Annotated in this window: 16 protein-coding genes; 10 read left to right on the top strand and 6 right to left on the bottom strand. The window is 68.4% G+C overall.

Annotation, left to right across the window (positions count from 1 at the left end):
- Window positions 1-21 precede the first annotated feature (21 nt).
- Both dut and ACFWVD_RS13755 read left to right on the top strand, forming a co-directional pair.
- Window positions 22-492, top strand: a complete 471-nt coding sequence (gene dut / locus ACFWVD_RS13760) for a dUTP diphosphatase (protein ID WP_379242428.1) — start codon at window positions 22-24, stop codon at window positions 490-492.
- On the top strand, window positions 492-1,394 hold the full coding sequence (locus ACFWVD_RS13755; protein ID WP_379242426.1) for a DUF3710 domain-containing protein: 903 nt from the start codon (window positions 492-494) through the stop codon (window positions 1,392-1,394). The genes dut and ACFWVD_RS13755 overlap by 1 nt, the downstream gene beginning before the upstream one ends.
- Window positions 1,395-1,457: 63 nt before the next feature.
- Here the strand turns inward: ACFWVD_RS13755 and ACFWVD_RS13750 are convergent, their stop codons facing one another.
- Entirely contained in the window at window positions 1,458-2,183 is a 726-nt protein-coding gene (locus ACFWVD_RS13750) for an alpha/beta fold hydrolase (RefSeq protein ID WP_379242424.1), read from the bottom strand.
- A gap of 73 nt (window positions 2,184-2,256) precedes the next feature.
- Between ACFWVD_RS13750 and ACFWVD_RS13745 the strand changes: the two genes are divergently transcribed.
- The 3 genes from ACFWVD_RS13745 (at window position 2,257) to ACFWVD_RS13735 (ending at window position 4,194) form a co-directional block, all read left to right on the top strand.
- Window positions 2,257-2,664, top strand: a complete 408-nt coding sequence (locus tag ACFWVD_RS13745) for an OB-fold nucleic acid binding domain-containing protein (RefSeq protein WP_379242422.1) — start codon at window positions 2,257-2,259, stop codon at window positions 2,662-2,664.
- A gap of 3 nt (window positions 2,665-2,667) precedes the next feature.
- A complete protein-coding gene (locus ACFWVD_RS13740; protein WP_379242420.1) occupies window positions 2,668-3,417 on the top strand; it encodes a DUF3159 domain-containing protein in 750 nt (249 codons plus the stop codon).
- A 126-nt stretch (window positions 3,418-3,543) separates the two neighbouring features.
- On the top strand, window positions 3,544-4,194 hold the full coding sequence (locus tag ACFWVD_RS13735; protein ID WP_379242418.1) for a sigma-70 family RNA polymerase sigma factor: 651 nt from the start codon (window positions 3,544-3,546) through the stop codon (window positions 4,192-4,194).
- A 12-nt stretch (window positions 4,195-4,206) separates the two neighbouring features.
- On the opposite strand, the gene ACFWVD_RS13730 is transcribed toward ACFWVD_RS13735, so the two are convergent.
- Together ACFWVD_RS13730 and ACFWVD_RS13725 are read right to left on the bottom strand one after the other, a co-directional pair.
- On the bottom strand, window positions 4,207-4,878 hold the full coding sequence (locus ACFWVD_RS13730; RefSeq protein WP_379242416.1) for a potassium channel family protein: 672 nt from the start codon (window positions 4,876-4,878) through the stop codon (window positions 4,207-4,209).
- Between the two features lie 5 nt (window positions 4,879-4,883).
- The gene (locus ACFWVD_RS13725; RefSeq protein ID WP_379242414.1) at window positions 4,884-5,549 is read right to left on the bottom strand and encodes a potassium channel family protein; all 666 of its coding nucleotides are present in this window, start codon (window positions 5,547-5,549) and stop codon (window positions 4,884-4,886) included.
- 160 nt (window positions 5,550-5,709) lie between these two features.
- On the opposite strand from ACFWVD_RS13725, the gene ACFWVD_RS13720 reads away from it, so the two are divergent.
- Together ACFWVD_RS13720 and ACFWVD_RS13715 are read left to right on the top strand one after the other, a co-directional pair.
- Window positions 5,710-7,707, top strand: a complete 1,998-nt coding sequence (locus ACFWVD_RS13720; protein WP_379242412.1) for an APC family permease — start codon at window positions 5,710-5,712, stop codon at window positions 7,705-7,707.
- A 36-nt stretch (window positions 7,708-7,743) separates the two neighbouring features.
- Window positions 7,744-9,102, top strand: coding sequence for a class I SAM-dependent RNA methyltransferase (locus tag ACFWVD_RS13715; protein ID WP_379242410.1), 1,359 nt, complete (start codon window positions 7,744-7,746; stop codon window positions 9,100-9,102).
- Window positions 9,103-9,104: 2 nt separating this feature from the next.
- Here ACFWVD_RS13715 and ACFWVD_RS13710 read toward each other — a convergent pair whose 3' ends face one another.
- Window positions 9,105-9,767: an SIMPL domain-containing protein gene (locus ACFWVD_RS13710; protein ID WP_379242408.1), complete on the bottom strand. Its 663-nt coding sequence runs from the start codon at window positions 9,765-9,767 to the stop codon at window positions 9,105-9,107.
- 60 nt (window positions 9,768-9,827) lie between these two features.
- Window positions 9,828-11,636, bottom strand: coding sequence for a glutaminase A (gene glsA / locus ACFWVD_RS13705; protein ID WP_379242516.1), 1,809 nt, complete (start codon window positions 11,634-11,636; stop codon window positions 9,828-9,830).
- Window positions 11,637-11,949: 313 nt separating this feature from the next.
- Between glsA and dxs the strand changes: the two genes are divergently transcribed.
- From dxs to ACFWVD_RS13690, 3 genes are all read left to right on the top strand, one after another.
- A complete protein-coding gene (gene dxs / locus ACFWVD_RS13700) occupies window positions 11,950-13,848 on the top strand; it encodes a 1-deoxy-D-xylulose-5-phosphate synthase (RefSeq protein ID WP_379242406.1) in 1,899 nt (632 codons plus the stop codon).
- A gap of 101 nt (window positions 13,849-13,949) precedes the next feature.
- Complete coding sequence (locus ACFWVD_RS13695) at window positions 13,950-14,810, top strand: 3-hydroxyacyl-CoA dehydrogenase NAD-binding domain-containing protein (protein ID WP_379242404.1); 861 nt, start codon at window positions 13,950-13,952, stop codon at window positions 14,808-14,810.
- A gap of 449 nt (window positions 14,811-15,259) precedes the next feature.
- Window positions 15,260-15,667, top strand: coding sequence for a hypothetical protein (locus ACFWVD_RS13690; protein WP_379242402.1), 408 nt, complete (start codon window positions 15,260-15,262; stop codon window positions 15,665-15,667).
- A 3-nt stretch (window positions 15,668-15,670) separates the two neighbouring features.
- Here ACFWVD_RS13690 and ACFWVD_RS13685 read toward each other — a convergent pair whose 3' ends face one another.
- Window positions 15,671-16,921 carry an HRDC domain-containing protein gene (locus ACFWVD_RS13685; protein ID WP_379242400.1) on the bottom strand — a complete coding sequence of 417 codons (1,251 nt, stop codon included), beginning with the start codon at window positions 16,919-16,921 and terminating at the stop codon, window positions 15,671-15,673.
- Window positions 16,922-16,936 lie beyond the last annotated feature (15 nt).

The raw sequence follows: 16,936 nt of genomic DNA, 5'->3' as shown, positions 1-16,936 counted from the left end.
CAGCGCGTAGTCTCGACCGATGTGAACGCACTTGCACCGATTCCGCTGCGGCGGCTCGATCCCGGCCTCCCTGTGCCGACGCGTGCCCATCCGGGTGACGCGGGCGTCGATCTGTGTACCACCGAGGATGTGATCATCGAACCGGGCGAGCGGGTGCTGGTCGGCACCGGTATCGCGATCGCGTTGCCGATGGGCACGGTCGGCTTGATCCATCCCCGATCCGGCTTGGCCGCGAAAGCTGGTCTGTCGGTGGTCAATACCCCCGGCACGGTCGACGCGGGCTACCGCGGGGAGATCAAGGTGTGCTTGATCAACCACGACCCGCGCGCGGCCATCGAGCTGCGTCGCGGCGACCGCATCGCGCAGCTGCTGGTGCAGCGGGTGGAGTTGGTCGATTTCGTCGAGGTGCAGGATCTGGACGAGACCGCTCGTGGCACCGGCGGCCACGGGTCGAGCGGCGGGCACGCGAGCCTGGCCGGCAAGGAGGCGTGATGGGTCTGTTCGGTAAGAAGAAGCGCGCGCCGCGCGAAGACGATTACGTCGAGTACGACGACGTGGTCTACGACGAGGCGGACTACGACCTGGACGCGGACTCCGACGAGTACGACACCGACGAGTTCGTTCGCCCCGATTTCGCCCGTCTGGATTTCGACGACGCCCCCACCGACGAGCGCATCTACGGCAATTTCGACCACGCCCCCGACGCCGCCGCGGGCCCCTACGACATCACCGAGGTCTCCGACGAGGCCATCTCGCGCCGCCTCGACCTGGGATCGGTGCTGATCCCGGTGCCACAGGGCGGGCAGTTGCAGGTGGAGATGAGCCCCGACGGGACCCCGCAGGCGGTGCACCTGGCCACCGAGCACGGCAGGCTCACCGTGGCCGCCTACGCCGCGCCCAAGTCGGCGGGGCAGTGGCGCACCGTGGCCGCGGACCTGGCGGAGTCGCTGCGTGCTGACGGCGCCGCGGTGGCCGTGGAGAAGGGCCCGTGGGGCCGTGAGGTCAAGGCGATCACCGAGGGCGCGGACCTACGTTTCATCGGTGTGGACGGCCCACGCTGGATGATCCGCCTGGTCGCCGCGGGCCCCAAGGGCGCCATCGACGACCGCAGCCCGCTGATCACCGCCGCGCGCGCCGTGCTGGCCGACGCCGTGGTCCGCCGCGGCACCGAACCGCTGCCGGTGCGCGACCCGCTGCCCGTGGTCCTGCCGCAGGAACTGGCCGAACAGCTGGCCGCGGCCCACCAGCAGCAGATCGAGGCCCAGCAGGCCGCCGCCGAAGCCCAAGCCGCCGCGGCAGCCGCCCCGCCGACGTCGGCCCTGCCCCCGAAGCTGCCCGACGAGCCACGCCGCGGTGCGGACGGCTCGGCGATGCAGCAGCTTGGTCTGAACTAGGCTCGGAAAACCTTGGCGCACAGCCGGTTTCGGTGCGATGTACCGAAACCGGCTGGGGCGCCGCTACTTGCGACCGGCGAAACTTGTCGACAGGCGGGTGAGTTCGGCGAAACCGGCGTGCCCGAGTACGGCGGGATCGGCGCCCAATTCGTCCAGTGTCACCCGACGCAATCCCGCCACCGGCAACGTCGACGCCCACTGTTCGGCGACGGCGATCGGATGCACCGGATCGTCGGTGGCGCCCACCACCGCGACCGGCACGTCGATATCCGCCAACGCCTCCACCGACGGCCACGCGTATCCCGCGGCCTCGTCCAGCGCCGCGGGCAGGTGCGGCCACTGGCCCCGCCATGACTGTTCCAACGCGTCGGCCAACCACAGCGGACTGGACGCCCGCATCTGCGCGATCATCGCTTCCAAACCGTGCGTTCGCAGTAGCTGCGCGGTAACCGAAGCGCTCAAAGCGGCCGGGCAAGCGGCGGTTTCGGCACCGGTCCAGGCGGGTAATGCTGTGATTACCCCAACAACCGCGGTACGGTGTCGCGCCGCCCAATCCAGGGCGATCGCAGCGCCGAGTGAGATGCCCGCGGCCAGGACCGGTCCGCGTGCCGCGGCGGCGTCCAACGCCGCGGAACAGCTGCTGATCACGGCCTGTGGGTCGGGTTCGACGGCGTGCAATGCCAGACCGTGGGCGCGGGCGGCGGGCCCGAACGCGCGGGCGGCGAAATCGGCGTCGGAGCCGGTCCCGGGCAGGGCGACCACGGTGACCAGGGGTGGGGTGCGCAACACCGACGCAGCGTAGCGGTGCGGCGTTTGCCCCTCTACAGTGAGTATTGAGGCCAACAAGCGGGAGAAGTGTGCCATGTCGTCATCCACGGGCGGACGCAAGTCGGGATCGGGCCCGGACTCAGGATATTTTCGACGACTCGGCCGCCGTTTGACCGCTGACATCGACCAGCTCGACGCCGAGGAATTGGCGGAGACCGTCGATGCCTCCGGTGCGCGGCGGGCCAAGGATTGCTGTCGTGGCGAAGAGGCCACGATCGTGGGCAGGCTGCGCAGTGTCGAGGCCTGTCCGAAGGCCGCGGGTGCCACGGTGCAGGCGGAGTTCTTCGACGGCACCGATGCGATCACCCTGGTGTGGATCGGTCGCAGGCGCATTCCCGGGATCGAACCGGGCAGGCGCATCATGGTCCGTGGCCGCGTGGGTGACCGCGACGGCCGCAAAGTGATCTTCAACCCCTACTACGAATTGCGCGGGAACAGCTGACGTATGCCCTCCAGTGACGAGTACCGCCCCGCCACGGATCCAGAAGCCACGGTGACGTTGCCCGTGGTCACCGAGGTGGACCCGGACACCGACGCCGAGGTGAGCAAGGCCGAACAGACCTTGCTCGAGCAGCTCGGCGGTTTGAGCGGTCTGATCTATTCCACCCTGCCCGTGCTGGTGTTCGTCCCGGTGAACACGTTCGCGGGGCTGACCGTGGCCATCTGGGCCGCGTTGGGCGTGGCCGCGGCCATCCTGGTCTGGCGCCTGGTGCAACGCAGCCCGATCCAGCCGGCGGTCTCGGGATTCCTGGGCGTTGGCCTGTGCGCGTTCATCGCCCAGCGGGTGGGGGAGGCCAAGGGTTTCTTCCTGTTCGGCATCTACACCAGCCTGGTCTACGCGGGCGTGTTCGCGCTGTCGATCCTGTTGCGCAGGCCGCTGGTGGGGGTGATCTGGGGCGCGTTGAACGGCCACGGGCACCGCTGGCGTTCGGATCCGCGCATCCGCAAGCTGTACAACCTGGCCACGGTGGTGTGGGTGGTCGTGTTCGGCGCCCGCTACCTGGTGCAGTCGCAGCTGTACGACACCGACCACACCACCTGGTTGGCCGTGGCCCGCATCGGCATGGGCTGGCCGCTGACCGCGCTTGCCCTGGTGGTGACCGTGTGGGCGGTGCGTCGCGCGGGGCATCTGCCCGCCGCCAAGGCCGAGAGAACCGATAAGTCCGGTGCCGGAACGGAATCCGTGCCCGCATAGGGGTGGACAACGCACCGCCACAGGTGGGGAAGTACCCACCCTGGGGTGCCTGGTTGCCGGTCCGAGTTCGTCGCACGATCAATGCGTACCGAAACACACGCGATGATCGTGAGAGGACCGGCGACCATGATGGCAACCGAGCACCGTACCCAGCGACAGGCCGCCACGGGCCGCCGCGCCGCCGAGACCACCACCTCGCCCGCGCTGTCGGAGAGCAAGCGCATCGGCGCCGAGCTCGACGCGCTGATCGGCCCGGCCGCGCGCGGTGATCGCGATGCCATCGCGGAAATCCTGCGCCTGGTGCACCCGCTGGTGCGCCGGTACTGCGCGGGTCGCATGGGCGCCACCGGCCACCTGATGGTCACTCCCGACGACGTCACCCAGGAAGTCCTGATGGCGGTGGTCACCGCGATCCCGCGCTACCGCGATCAGGGCAAGTCGTTCCTGGCGTTCGTGTACGGCATCGCCGCCAACAAGGTCTCCGACGCGTTCCGTCGCGGCAAGCACACCGCCTACCCGACCGCGGACCTGCCCGATATCGCCAGTTCCAGCGCGGGCCCGGAGGAGTGGGTGCTGGCCTTCGAACGCCGCGCCGCCACCCTCGAACTGTTGAAGGTGCTCGCACCCCATCACCGCGAGGTGCTGGTGATGCGGATCGTGTTGGGCTGGAGCGCCGCGCAGACCGCCGAGGCCATCGGCACCAGTCCCGGTGTGGTCCGGGTGATGCAGCACCGCGCGCTGAACAAACTGCGCGCGCAGCTCAAAGCGGCTGCTTAGGGTTTCACGCGCTCAGGGCTTCACGCCGTGCGTGGCCAGGGTCAGCCGCAGGTCCTCCTCGGCTTCCACCGAGGTCACGAACAGCAGTTCGTCGTCGCCTTCGAACGGGTCGTCGGGCTGGGGCACGATCACCCGGCCGCCGCGCAGAATCGTCACCAGCGCGGTATCGCGGGGCATCTTCAAGGTGCGCACCGGCTTTCCGGCCAGCAGCGTGTCGGCGGGTAGGGTGATCTCGACCAGGTTGGCCTGCCCCTGTCGCAGCGTCATCAGCCGCACCAGATCGCCCACCGACACGGCCTCTTCGACCAGCGAGGCCAGCAGGCGCGGCGTGGACACCGCGACATCCACGCCCCACGATTCGTTGAACAGCCATTCGTTGCGCGGATCGTTGACCCGCGCGACCACCCGGCGCACCCCGAACTCGGTCTTGGCCAGCAGCGCGTGCACCAGGTTGGCCTTGTCGTCGCCGGTGGCCGCGATGACCACCTCGTAGGTTTCCAGGTCGGCGTTCTCGAGCAGCGCCAGTTCGCAGGCGTCGGCGTGCACCCAGACCGCGTCGGGGATGGCGGCGGGGTCGATGTGGTCGAGTTGGCGTTCCAGCAGCATCACCCGATGCCCGCCGCGCAACAGTTCCCTGGCGATCGAGCGCCCGACCGCGCCCGCTCCGGCGATGGCGACCTTCATGGTGTTCAGTCCTCGCTCAGTGGGGCCTTGGCGGCCAGTGCGATCGCCTCGCCGACAGTGCCGGACGTGGCCGCGACGTAGACGACGTCGTCGGCCTGGACGATCGTCTTGGATTCGGGCAGCAGGCCCTGGCCGAAGCGCAGCACGAAGGCCACGCGCACGTTCAGTTCGCGTTCCAGGTCGCGCACGGTGCGCCCGGACCAGTCCTCGTGCAGGGTCAGTTGGGTTACCGCGACCGCGCCGGTGGGGTCGCGCCAGGTGGTGGTGGAGTTGTCGCCGATCAGCGTGCGCAGGAACCGGTCGGTGGTCCACGGCACCGTGGCGATGGTCGGGATGCCGAGGCGTTCGTACACTTCGGCGCGTTTGGCGTCGTAGATGCGAGCGACGACACGTTCCACGCCGAACATCTCCCTGGCCACGCGGGCGGAGATGATGTTGGAGTTGTCGCCGGAGCTCACCGCGGCGAACGCGTCGGCGCGTTCGATGCCGGCACGGGTGAGCACGTCACGGTCGAAGCCGACGCCGATCACCTGCTGGCCGGTGAAGCCTTCGCCCAGGCGGCGGAACGCGGTGGGGTCGCGGTCGATGACGGTGACCTCGTGGCCCACCCGGATCAGCGCACGCGCCAGCGACGAGCCGACGCGCCCGCACCCCATGATCACTACGTACACCGTGCACCCTCGTTCCTGGCCTACCCGTGGCATCCGGCTGCGACCGTACCCGCCGGATGCTCCCATCGCCCATTTTCCCCGCTGTGGCGCGGGACAAACAATCTCCACGCCGACGAACGTGCGCGCGAAGGTGCTGGTGAACTGCTCTATGCTCAGCCCAGTGTCCAAGTTGACTACGGCAGCCAAGCGAGTGCTGCTCGGCAGGCCGTTCCGTAGCGATACGCTCGGCCACACGCTGTTGCCCAAGCGTATCGCTTTACCGGTCTTCGCCTCCGATGCGATGTCGTCGGTCGCCTATGCCCCGGAGGAAATCTTCCTGGTGCTGTCGGCGGCGGGCATCTCGGCCTATGTGTACGCGCCGTGGGTCGGTGTCGCGGTCGCGTTGGTGATGGCCGTGGTCGTGGCCAGTTACCGGCAGAATGTGCACGCCTACCCCTCCGGTGGCGGCGATTACGAGGTCGCGACCAAGAACATCGGCCCCAACGCCGGGCTGACCGTGGGCAGCGCCCTGCTGGTGGATTACGTGCTCACCGTGGCGGTGTCGATTTCCTCGGCGGCGTCCAATATCGGTTCGGCCATTCCGTTCGTGGCCACGCACAAGGTGTTGTTCGCGGTGGTCGCGATCGTGATCCTGACTGCGATCAACCTGCGTGGTGTGCGCGAATCCGGCACCGCCTTCGCGATTCCGACCTACGCGTTCATCATCGGCATGTTCGCCATGCTGGTCTGGGGCCTGTTCCGCACCTATGTCCTAGGCGACGACATCGAGGCCGCGTCCGCCGGTTTCGGTCTGAACGCCGAGGACGAGCACCTGTACGGGTTGGCCTTCGCCTTCCTGATCGCGCGCGCGTTCTCGTCGGGTTGTGCGGCGCTGACCGGTGTCGAGGCCATCAGCAACGGTGTGCCCGCGTTCCGTAAACCCAAGTCGCGCAACGCCGCGACCACCCTGCTGCTGCTGGGCACCATCGCGATCGTGCTGCTGATGGGCATCATCATCTTGGCCCAGAAGATCAAGGTCGTCTACGCGCACGACCCGTCGCACCTGGTGGGCGCGCCCGCCGATTACCACCAGAAGACGCTGATCGCGCAGATCGCCGAGGCGGTGTTCCACGGCTTCCCGATCGGTTTCTTCTTCATCACCATCGTCACCGCGCTGATCCTGGTGCTGGCGGCCAACACCGCGTTCAACGGTTTCCCGGTGCTGGGTTCGATCCTGGCGCAGGACCGCTACCTGCCGCGTCAGCTGCACACGCGCGGTGACCGGCTGGCGTTCTCCAACGGCATCCTGTTCCTGTCGGGTGCGGCGATCGCGTTCGTGGTGTTCTTCGGCGCCGAGGTGACCAAGCTGATCCAGCTGTACATCGTGGGCGTGTTCGTGTCGTTCGTGTTGAGTCAGACCGGCATGTTGCGGCACTGGACGCGCCTGCTGCGCACCGAGACCGACCCGGCGCAGCGTCGGCAGATGAAGCGGTCGCGGGTGATCAACGCGATCGGCCTGACCGCCACCGGTGCGGTGCTGGTGATCGTGCTGGCCACCAAGTTCTTCGCCGGTGCCTGGATCGCGATCGTGGTGATGGTGGCGATCTTCATCGTGATGAAGCTGATCCGCAAGCACTACGACTCGGTCTCGCGCGAACTCGACGAATCCGACTGGGACGGTGTGCTGCCCAGCCGCACGCACTCCATCGTGTTGGTGTCCAAGCTGCACCTGCCCACGCGGCGTGCGCTGGCCTACGCGCGGGCCACCCGCCCGGACACGCTGGAAGCGGTCACGGTCAACGTCGACGACGCCGACACGCGAAAGCTGGTGCGCGAGTGGGAGAACAGCGAGATCAACGTGCCGTTGAAGGTGGTCGAATCGCCCTACCGCGAGATCACCAAGCCGGTGCTGGAATACGTCAAGCGGGTGCGCAAGGACGCCCCGCGCGACGTGGTCACGGTGTTCATTCCCGAGTACGTGGTCGGCCACTGGTGGGAGCAGGTGCTGCACAACCAGTCCGCGCTGCGGTTGAAGGGCAGGCTGCTGTTCGAACCGGGTGTGATGGTGACCAGCGTGCCGTGGCAGCTCAGTTCGTCGACCAGAGCCAAGCAAGCAACAGATGTCAATGCACCGGGTTCGGTGCGCCGTGGTTTCGAACGACCAGGACGTCGCGGATGAGCGGCGCGCCGGTCGAGGGTGAGAGTGGGTGTGGCCGTGAGTGATTGGAGCGGACAAGAGTTCGAGGTGCGCCTCGGGGCGCCAGGGCACGGCGGTTTCATCGTCGGGCGCCACGAGGGTCGGGTGGTGTTCGTGCGACACGGGCTACCCGGTGAGTTGGTGCGCGCCCGCGTGACCGAGGACCGCGGCGGTTCGTTCTGCCGCGCCGACGCCGTCGAGATCATCGAGGCGTCGCCCGATCGCGTGCCCGCCACCTGTCCGGTGTCGGGGCCGGGCGGGGCCGGGTGTTGCGATTTCTCCTTCGCCACGCCCGCCGCGCAACGGGCGCTCAAGGCCACCGTGGTCGAGGAGCAGTTGCGCCGGTTGGCCAAGGTCGAGCGGGAGATCACCGTCGAGCCGATCGCCGGTGATTCCGGTGATGTCACCGGTGGCTGGCGTACGCGGGTGCGTTTGGTGGTCGACGGTCAGGGGCGTGCCGGTGTGCACCGCTACCGCAGCACCGAGGTGATCCCGGATCTTCGCTGCCCGCAACCTGTTTCGGGCGCGCTGGACGGTGTCGCGGATCGACTGTGGACGCCGGGCGCTGACCTGGTGGTCGCCATCGACGGTGACGGGGTGCGTCACATCGTGGAACTGGCGGAGACGCCCGCCGCCGGGCCGTCGGGTCGGCCGGAGACCCCGCGCGGTGCGGGTCGTGGGCGTGGTCAGCGGCCCGGTCGTCGGCGTGAGTCCACGCCGCCGGTGGGCGATGAGCGTGGCGCGATCCGGGATCGGGCCGCGTCGCGGAAGTCGGCGATGAACGCGCCGCGCGAGGAGTGCGTGGTCGAGGGTTCGGGTCGGGTTGTCGAGTATGTGGCCGGGCGCCGCTGGGAACTGTCGGCGACGGGGTTCTGGCAGGCGCATCGTGGTGCGGCACAGTGCTATTCGGATCTGATCGCGGACTGGTCGGGTCTGCAGCCCGGCGGTTCCGCGTGGGATCTGTACGCCGGTGTCGGTGTGTTCGCCGCGCGGTTGGCTGAGCAGACCGGACAGACCGGGGCGGTCACCGGTGTCGAGTCCGCGCGTTCGGCTGTCGCGGATGGTGTTGCGGCACTGGGTGATCTGCCGTGGCTGGAACTGAGCACCGACCGCGTCGAACGGTGGGCGCGTGGAGCTACGGGACGGCCCGACGTCGTGGTGCTGGATCCGCCGCGTGCGGGTGCGGGCAAGGACGTGGTCGCCGCGGTGGCCGATGCGGACCCGCGTCGAATCGTGCACATCGGTTGCGACCCTGCGGCTTTCGCGCGCGACCTGGGGTTGTACCTGGACGCCGGGTATCACCTGTCGGAGTTGCGCGCGTTCGACGCGTTCCCCGGCACGCATCACGTGGAGTGCGTGGCCCTGCTGGACCGCTGACGTCAGACCAACGCCCACGTCACGCGCACGCTCGCGCCGACTTCTGTCTCGCCGGGAACCACCGGCACGGAGGAGTTGGCGCGAGCCATCAGCATCGGTGACGCGTCCATTTCGGCGCTGATGTCGTAGGTGCGACTGGGCGGCGACGTGTCCTCGGTGATCTGCAGGACCGCGCCCAGCGAAACTCCGGCGCGCGTGGCGTACTGCTTGGCTTTGGCTTTCGCGTCGTCGAAGGCGGCGTCTCTGGCCTGTTCGAGCAGGGGTGCCGGGTCGGCGATCGCGCGGGTGAGCCCGCCCAGTCGCACATCGTCGCCGCCCGCGTTCACTGCCGCGGCGACGGTGTCGGCGGGGTCGGTGTCGTCGCGCAGAGACACGCTCAGCCCGGTCGAGGCCAGGTAGCCGGCGATTTCGGTGCGCCCGTTGTCGGTGTAGACGGTTTCGGTGCGCACGCTCAGCCCGCTGGTCGCCATGTCCGCGTCGCTGACTCCAGCGGATCGCAGCGCCGCGACCACCGCGCTCACCCGCTCACCGGCGCGGCCGTACGCTGCGGAAACGGTGCTCGCTCGCGATTCCACCGACAGGGTCACCCGGATCAGATCGGGGACCACGCGCACTGTTCCGCGTCCGAACGTTGTCGTGCTCGCCTGCGGGGATTTGCTGCTCACGGCGGTGCTCCTGTCGGTAGTCCTGTGGTGCCCAACGTCTCGCGCGTGCGGCTGGTTCCGTCAGTAGTTCTCGGCATTGCCCGAAATGGTCCGCACGGTGGCATCCATCTGCGCGTACGCCCCCGCCGCGAGTCGTTGCAGCAGAGCCAGTTTCAGCTGCGGGTGTTCGCTGGTGAGTTCGTCGAACACCGCCGGACTCATCACCGCCACCCGCACCTCGGTCTCGGCGACGACATCGTTGACGAACGTTTCCCCGACCAGCATCGGGATCTCGCCGAACGACATCCCCGACGACAACGTCACCAGCCGATGCACCCGCCCGTCGGTGCCGGGAAACGTCATCCGCACCCGCCCGTCCAGAATCAGATACAGCCCCGACCGTTGCGCGCCACGCTCGGCGATCACCTCACCGCGCGCGAAGGTCCGCGTCTCGAAATCGGCGGCGAGCCGGTCCCGATCGGCCGGGTCGAGGCTTGCCAGCAGCGGATGTTCGTCGAGGTCGATGGACTTGCAGGCATTCAGGCCGGGCGGCCGGTGCCGGTCCAACACGATGTCCTCGCACCATTCGGTCGCGGTGTCCCGGTCGATGAACACCCGCCCGCGCGGATCGTCGGGGTCCAGGCTGGACACCTCGTGCCCGAGCTTGGCGTCGGGATCCACCAGCGCTACCCGCGTGCCGCGCCGCACGAGTTCGGCCTGCAGCTTGTCGGCCATCTCGCGAGCCACCTGACTCACCTCACCGACGCGGCGCAGATCGATCACCAGCGCGTCGAGTTCGTCGGCTTTGCCCTCGATCGCGCGCACCGCCCGCTCGGCACCGGCGAACAGCAGGTCGCCGTGCAGTTCGTACACGCGCGCCCGGTCGCCATGCGACGCCAGCACGGCAGCATCCTCGGGTGTGCGACGCAACCGCGAAGGCAGTTGTGCCACCGAGTAATCCGCGCGAATAGCGGTGCGCGCGGACCGGGTCACGTGACAGAAATGCAGTTCCAGCCGTCGCGACAACTCCCGGCACGCAGCGACCCCGCGCACACTGTTGCCCTGCCCGTCCAGTCGCGGCGAATACACCGAGATCCCGATCTGCCCTGGCAGCACCGCGATGATCCCGCCACCGACCCCGCTCTTGGCGGGCAACCCGACCGTGGTCACCCAGTCGCCCGCCGCGTTGTACATCCCGCAGGTGGTCATCACGCTGAGCACCCGCTCGGTCAGCGAGGTCGACAGCGCCCGCTCCCGTGTTCTCGGATTGACCCCGTTGTCGGCCAGCGTCGCCGCCATCACGGCCAGGTCGGCGCAGGTGATCTCGATCGAACACTGCCGGAAGTACCGGTCCACCGCCTCGTCGGGGTCGACGTCGATCACCCCCACCGACCGCAACATGTACCCGATCGCCCGGTTGCGATATCCGGTGCGCGCCTCGGATTCGTAGACCGCGGAGTTCATCGACAGTTCGCGCCCGGCGAACCGGGAGTAGCAGCGCCGCACCCGTTCGAACTTGTCGGCGGCATCGCGTCCACGGATCAACGACGCCGCGGTGATCGCTCCCGAGTTGATCATCGGATTGCTCGGCCGCTGTGTCGTGGGTTCGAGGCTGATCTCGTTGAACGGTTCGCCCGAGGGCTCCACGTCGATGTGCTGGGCCACCCCGTCCACCCCGCGATCGGCCAGCGCCAGCGCGTAGGTGAACGGCTTGGAGATGGACTGGATGGTGAACCCGACATCGGTGTCGCCGACCTCGTAGACCAGGCCGTCGGCGGTGGCCAGGCACAGCCCGAACGCATCGGGGGACACCGCCGCGAGTTCGGGGATGTAGTCCGCGGGTGCGCCGGAGGTGTCGTCGCGGCAGGCCGCGTACACGTCGTCGAGCATGCCCGCCACCACACCCGGGTCGATCGTGCGCGTGCTGTGCGGTCGGGTCACAGCGTCACCTTAGGTCGCTTCGCGGTGGGGGCGGACGCGGACGCGCGGGGAGATAGTCCTCACAACGGCACGGTCGGTGAGGTAAGCCTTGGTCGCAGCCCAATTCTGTTCGGGCGCGCTGTTCAGCGGCCATCCGGCGGTATCGTCGGCGCGACCGTAGACCTTCCTGTGTGCACGCTGGGAAGGGCCCGCGAGCCGGTACCGGTCACGCGGGCAAATACACTGGGCGGATCACAATGTTGTCCGGAGGGAGCGAGTTCAGGTGGGAGTGCTGTCGAGGGTGGATTCACCCGAAGATCTGCGCCGGCTGAGCGTGCCGCAACTGCGCGAACTGGCGGGCGAGATCCGCGAGTTCCTGGTGCAGAAGGTCGCCGCCACCGGAGGCCATCTCGGCCCCAATCTCGGGGTGGTCGAGCTGACCATCGCGCTGCACCGGATCTTCGATTCGCCCGCGGATCCGTTGATCTTCGACACCGGTCATCAGGCCTACGTGCACAAGATCCTCACCGGCCGCAAGGATCGTTTCGACTCGCTGCGTTCGCGCGACGGGCTGTCGGGTTACCCCAGTCGCGCCGAGAGCGAGCACGACTGGGTCGAGTCCTCGCACGCCTCGGCCGCGCTGTCGTATGTCGACGGTCTGGCCAAGGCGTTCGCGCTGACCCACCAGGACCGCACCCCGGTCGCGATCGTCGGTGACGGCGCGCTGACCGGCGGCATGTGCTGGGAGGCGCTCAACAACATCGCGGGCGCACCCGATCGTCCAGTGGTGGTGGTGGTCAACGACAACGGCCGCTCCTACGCCCCCACCATCGGTGGTCTCGCGGACCGCCTGACCGCCCTGCGCACCCAGCCCGCCTACGAGCACGCGCTGGTGGCAGGCAAACGCATCCTGAAAAGCATTCCCGCCGTGGGCGATTCGGCCTACTCGATGGTCCACGCCCTCAAGGCCGGGATCAAAGACGCGGTGAGCCCGCAGGAACTGTTCTCCGACCTGGGCATGAAGTACGTCGGCCCGGTCGACGGCCACGACCTGGTCGCCCTGGAAGCGGCCCTGCGTCGCGCCAAGGACTTCGGTGGCCCGGTCGTTGTGCACGTGGTGACCCGCAAGGGCAACGGCTACGAGCACGCCGAGAACCACGTCGCCGATCAGATGCACGCCTGCGACCCGATCGACCCGCTCACCGGCCGCCCGCTGGCGGGCAAGAAGGCCAAGGGCTGGACCGCGGTGTTCTCCGAGGAGCTCATCGAACACGGCGCCCGCCGCGACGACATCGTGGCCATCACCGCCGCCATGCCCGGCCCCACGGGCCTTGCCGCGTTCGGTGAACGGTTCCCCGAGCGCATGTTCGACGTCGGCATCGCCGAACAGCACGGCATGGCATCCGCCGCCGGTCTGGCGCTGGGCGGCCTGCACCCGGTGATCGCCATCTATGCCACCTTCCTCAACCGCGCCTTCGACCAGCTGCTGATGGACGTGGCCCTGCTGAAGCAGCCCGTCACCGTGGTCCTGGACCGCGCGGGCGTGACCGGCCCCGACGGCGCCAGCCACAACGGCATGTGGGACTTCTCGCTGCTGGGCATCATCCCCGGCATCCGCGTGGCCGCCCCCCGCGACGGTGCCACCCTGCGTGAGGAACTGGCCGAAGCGCTGGCGATCTCCGACGGTCCGACCGTGCTGCGCTTCCCCAAAGGCAGTGTCGCCGAAGACATCACGGCCGTGGAACGCCTCGACGGTCTCGACGTGCTCCGCCTGGCCGTGCCCAGCGCCGGTTCCGCGCAGTCCCAGCACGGCGACGTCCTGATGGTGGCCGTGGGCCCGTTCGCCGACACCGCCATGAAGGTCGCCGAACTGCTGGAGCCCCAAGGCATTTCGGTCACCGTGGTGGACCCGCGCTGGGTCATCCCGGTGTCGGACACCCTGGTCAAGCTCGCCGAGAACTACCGCCTGGTGGTCACCGTCGAGGACGGCGGCCTGCACGGCGGCATCGGTTCCACGGTCTCCGCGCGCCTGCGCGACGCGGGCCTCGACGTGCCCACCCGCGATCTCGGTGTGCCGCAACAGTTCCTGGATCACGCCTCGCGCGGGGAGATCCTCGACGAGCTCGGCCTCACCCCCGACGCCATCGCCCAGCGCATCGGCGGGTGGCTGCAGGCCCGCTGACCTGCACCTTGCCCGCCGCGTGTCGGGTATTGCCGAGCTTGTGCTCCGCGTAGCCTCGCTGATGAACGGTCCGCTCGGGTTCCAGACTCGGAGGAGATTTCATGGCGAAAGTGGCGATCGTCGGTGCCGGTGTGATCGGTATCGGGTGGGCGAAGTTGTTCGCGCGCGGCGGCTGGGACGTCGCCCTGGCGGACCCCAGGCCCGACCTCGACCAGATCGTGCGGTCCGAACTGTCGGGCCTGTCGGTCACCGCCTACCCGGAGGCGGGCGCGGCCGCCGAGGGCGCCGACTACGTGCAGGAGGCGGGCCCCGAGCGTCTCGATTTCAAGCACAAGCTCTTCGCCGAGCTGGCCGACGCGACCGCGGGCGATGTCGTGCTCGCCTCGTCCTCGTCGTCGCTGCTGCCCTCCGAGATCGCCAAGGGCAGCCCCGCCGCGGACCGCATCCTGATCGGCCACCCGTTCAACCCCGCCGACCTCATGCCCCTGGTCGAGGTCGTGCCCGGCGAGAAAACCTCGTCCATGGCCATGGACCGCGCGATGCAGGTCTATGGCGACCTGGGCAAAACCCCGATCCGGTTGAAGCGCGAAATCCCCGGTTTCGTCGGCAACCGCCTGCAAAAAGTCTTCAACGACCAGTCCATCTACCTGGTCCAGCAGGGCGTCATCGACGCCAAAGACCTGGACGACCTGGTCAAAGCCTCCCTCGGTCTGCGCTGGGCCACCGTCGGCCCCTTCGAAGGCATGAACCTGGGCGGCGGTCCCGCGGGCATCCTGCACCTGATGCAAAACGTCGGCTCGCAGATGACCTTCGAAATCGGGGAGCCGGACAAGTCCAAGATGGGCATGGTCATCAAGGAAGTGGACGCCGCCTACGGCAACGGCGAACAGAAGTACGAGCAGGGCGTCACCGCCCGCGACGACAAGACCCGCAAGATCCTGAAAGTTCTCGACGAGAACTGACCCCGCCGCTCATCCCCGTGGCCGCCGGGAAACCACGGCGAAGTTCAACGGAATCCGCGGCTTCCCGTCCGGCAGCGTCCAACCCTGTTCGCAGGCAACAAGATCGGGAAACGCGGGCCAGTCCATATAGGGCATTTCCACCAACCCCTCGATGACGAGCCCGGCCCCGAGCAGCGCCCCCACGATCTCGCCCAGGTCATGACGCCACTCGTGGCAGGTGGCGTGCTCGACCAGCCCCGCCGAATCCTCGGTGTAGGTACCCGAATCCGAGTACCTTCGACCACCACCCCAACCGAGCCCACGACACCGTGTCGGTCCCGATATGACACTGCATGTGTAGCAGGGACAGGCCCTGGATCCCGGACTCCGGAAGATGCGGCTGTGCGCGAAGGGTTTCCGGGAACTGGTCGGGGAGCGGAGCCGATCTGGATCGTGGAAGGATTGTGAGCGTGGAGCGGGAGAAGGCGATAGGCGACGCTCTGTCTCGCTCGCGCAGTTCGGATGCGGCAACCCGGATCTATTCGATTCCCGACCTCGCGAAGCTCGTCGACGACGACCGCGTGTGGGTCCGGCTGGGGGAACTGTTGGATGACGAGATCGTCACCACGGAGATCGACGCGGCCAGAGTGCTGTCCGCGAGTCGGGAGCTCGACGGGATTTTGGTGGTGCTCGAGGAGCTCGGGCGGCGGGCCGACGATCCCGATGCCGACTATATGGCGTACGTGCTGTACGAGCTGGAGGCCAGCGGGGAGGGGCCGTTCATGGCATCGCTGGCAGCCTCGGGGAATTCGATGACCGACAATCAGTTGTCTGCTCTGGAAGACCTGAAAGTTCTTCTGGGGCCGCAGTTTACGTAGCGCCTATTCGGTCGAAGGCGTCAGTGCCTTGGTCAAGGCAGGGACCGCGAGGGTGCGTTGCCAATTGCGTGCCCCTCCTGCGAGGAGGAACGCTTCGATCCTCGCGGACAGTTCTTCAGGCGTGCCGACGTTCTTGTAGTCGGGCAGCCCGTCCCAGCACAGTCGACGTACCAAATCGGGGGAGAGCAGGTTTTCGACCGGGATCGAATGTTCGGCGGACAGTTCGCCCATGGCACCGCGGGCGGTGGTGAGGCGGGCGGCGGCGACGGGGTCGCGGCGTTCCCAGCGGTTGACCGGGGGAGGGCCGTCGAAGGGCAGGGTCAGTGGGGGGAGTTCTTTGTCGGGGAGGGTGCGGCCTCGTTCGACGGCGGCCAGCCAGTCGCGGGAGTAGCGGCGTTGGCGGGGGCCGCCGTAGACGGGCAGGGTGCGCAGTTGGGCGATGGTGCGGGGTTCGCCGGTGGCGGCGGCGACGATGGCCGAGTCGGGCAGGATGCGGGAGGGGGCGACGTCGCGGGCGCGGGCCAGGTCGTCGCGGGTGGTCCACAGTTCGCGCACGATCGCCAGTTGGCGGGTGCGGCGCAGGGCGTGGATGCCGGAGGTGCGGCGCCAGCGGTCGGTTTTGGGGGTGGGCGGGTCCATGGTGCGCACGTGTTCGAATTCCTCGGCGGCCCAGTCGAATTTGCCCTGGTCGGTGAGGTCGGCGGCGACGGTGTCGCGCAGTTCCAGCAGCAGTTCCACGTCGAGGGCGGCGTAGTTGAGCCATTCGTCGGGCAGCGGGCGGCTGGACCAGTCGGCGGCGCCGTGACCCTTGCGTAGCGACCGGCCCAGCAGGTTTTCGACCATCGCGGCCAGGCCGACCCGTTCGTAACCGGCGATCCGACCGCCCAGTTCGGTGTCGAACAGGCGGGCGGGGCGCAAACCCAGTTCGGCCAGGCCGGGTAGGTCCTGGTCGGCGGAGTGCAGAACCCATTCGAGGCCGTTGATCGCGTCGGCCAGCGGCGCCAGGGCGTCGGTGACCGGAATGGGGTCGATGAGGAACGAACCGGCGCCTTCGCGGCGCAACTGGATCAGATACGCGCGTGCCGAGTAGCGGAAACCGGACGCGCGTTCGGCGTCGACGGCCAGTGGGCCGGTACCCGCGGCGATGGCCTTGGCGGCCGCGGCGACCTCGTCGGCGGTGGTCAGCACAGGTGGAACCCCCTCAGCAGGGGCGAGCAGGGGCTCTGCTGCGGTGGGTTCCTCGGCGACCGACATAAACGTGAACTCTAC

It is taken from the genome of Nocardia sp. NPDC058666 (genome assembly GCF_042714895.1).
Classification (GTDB): domain Bacteria; phylum Actinomycetota; class Actinomycetes; order Mycobacteriales; family Mycobacteriaceae; genus Nocardia.
Note: the sequence above shows the minus strand (reverse complement) of the source record. Positions and strands in the feature narration are given on the sequence as shown.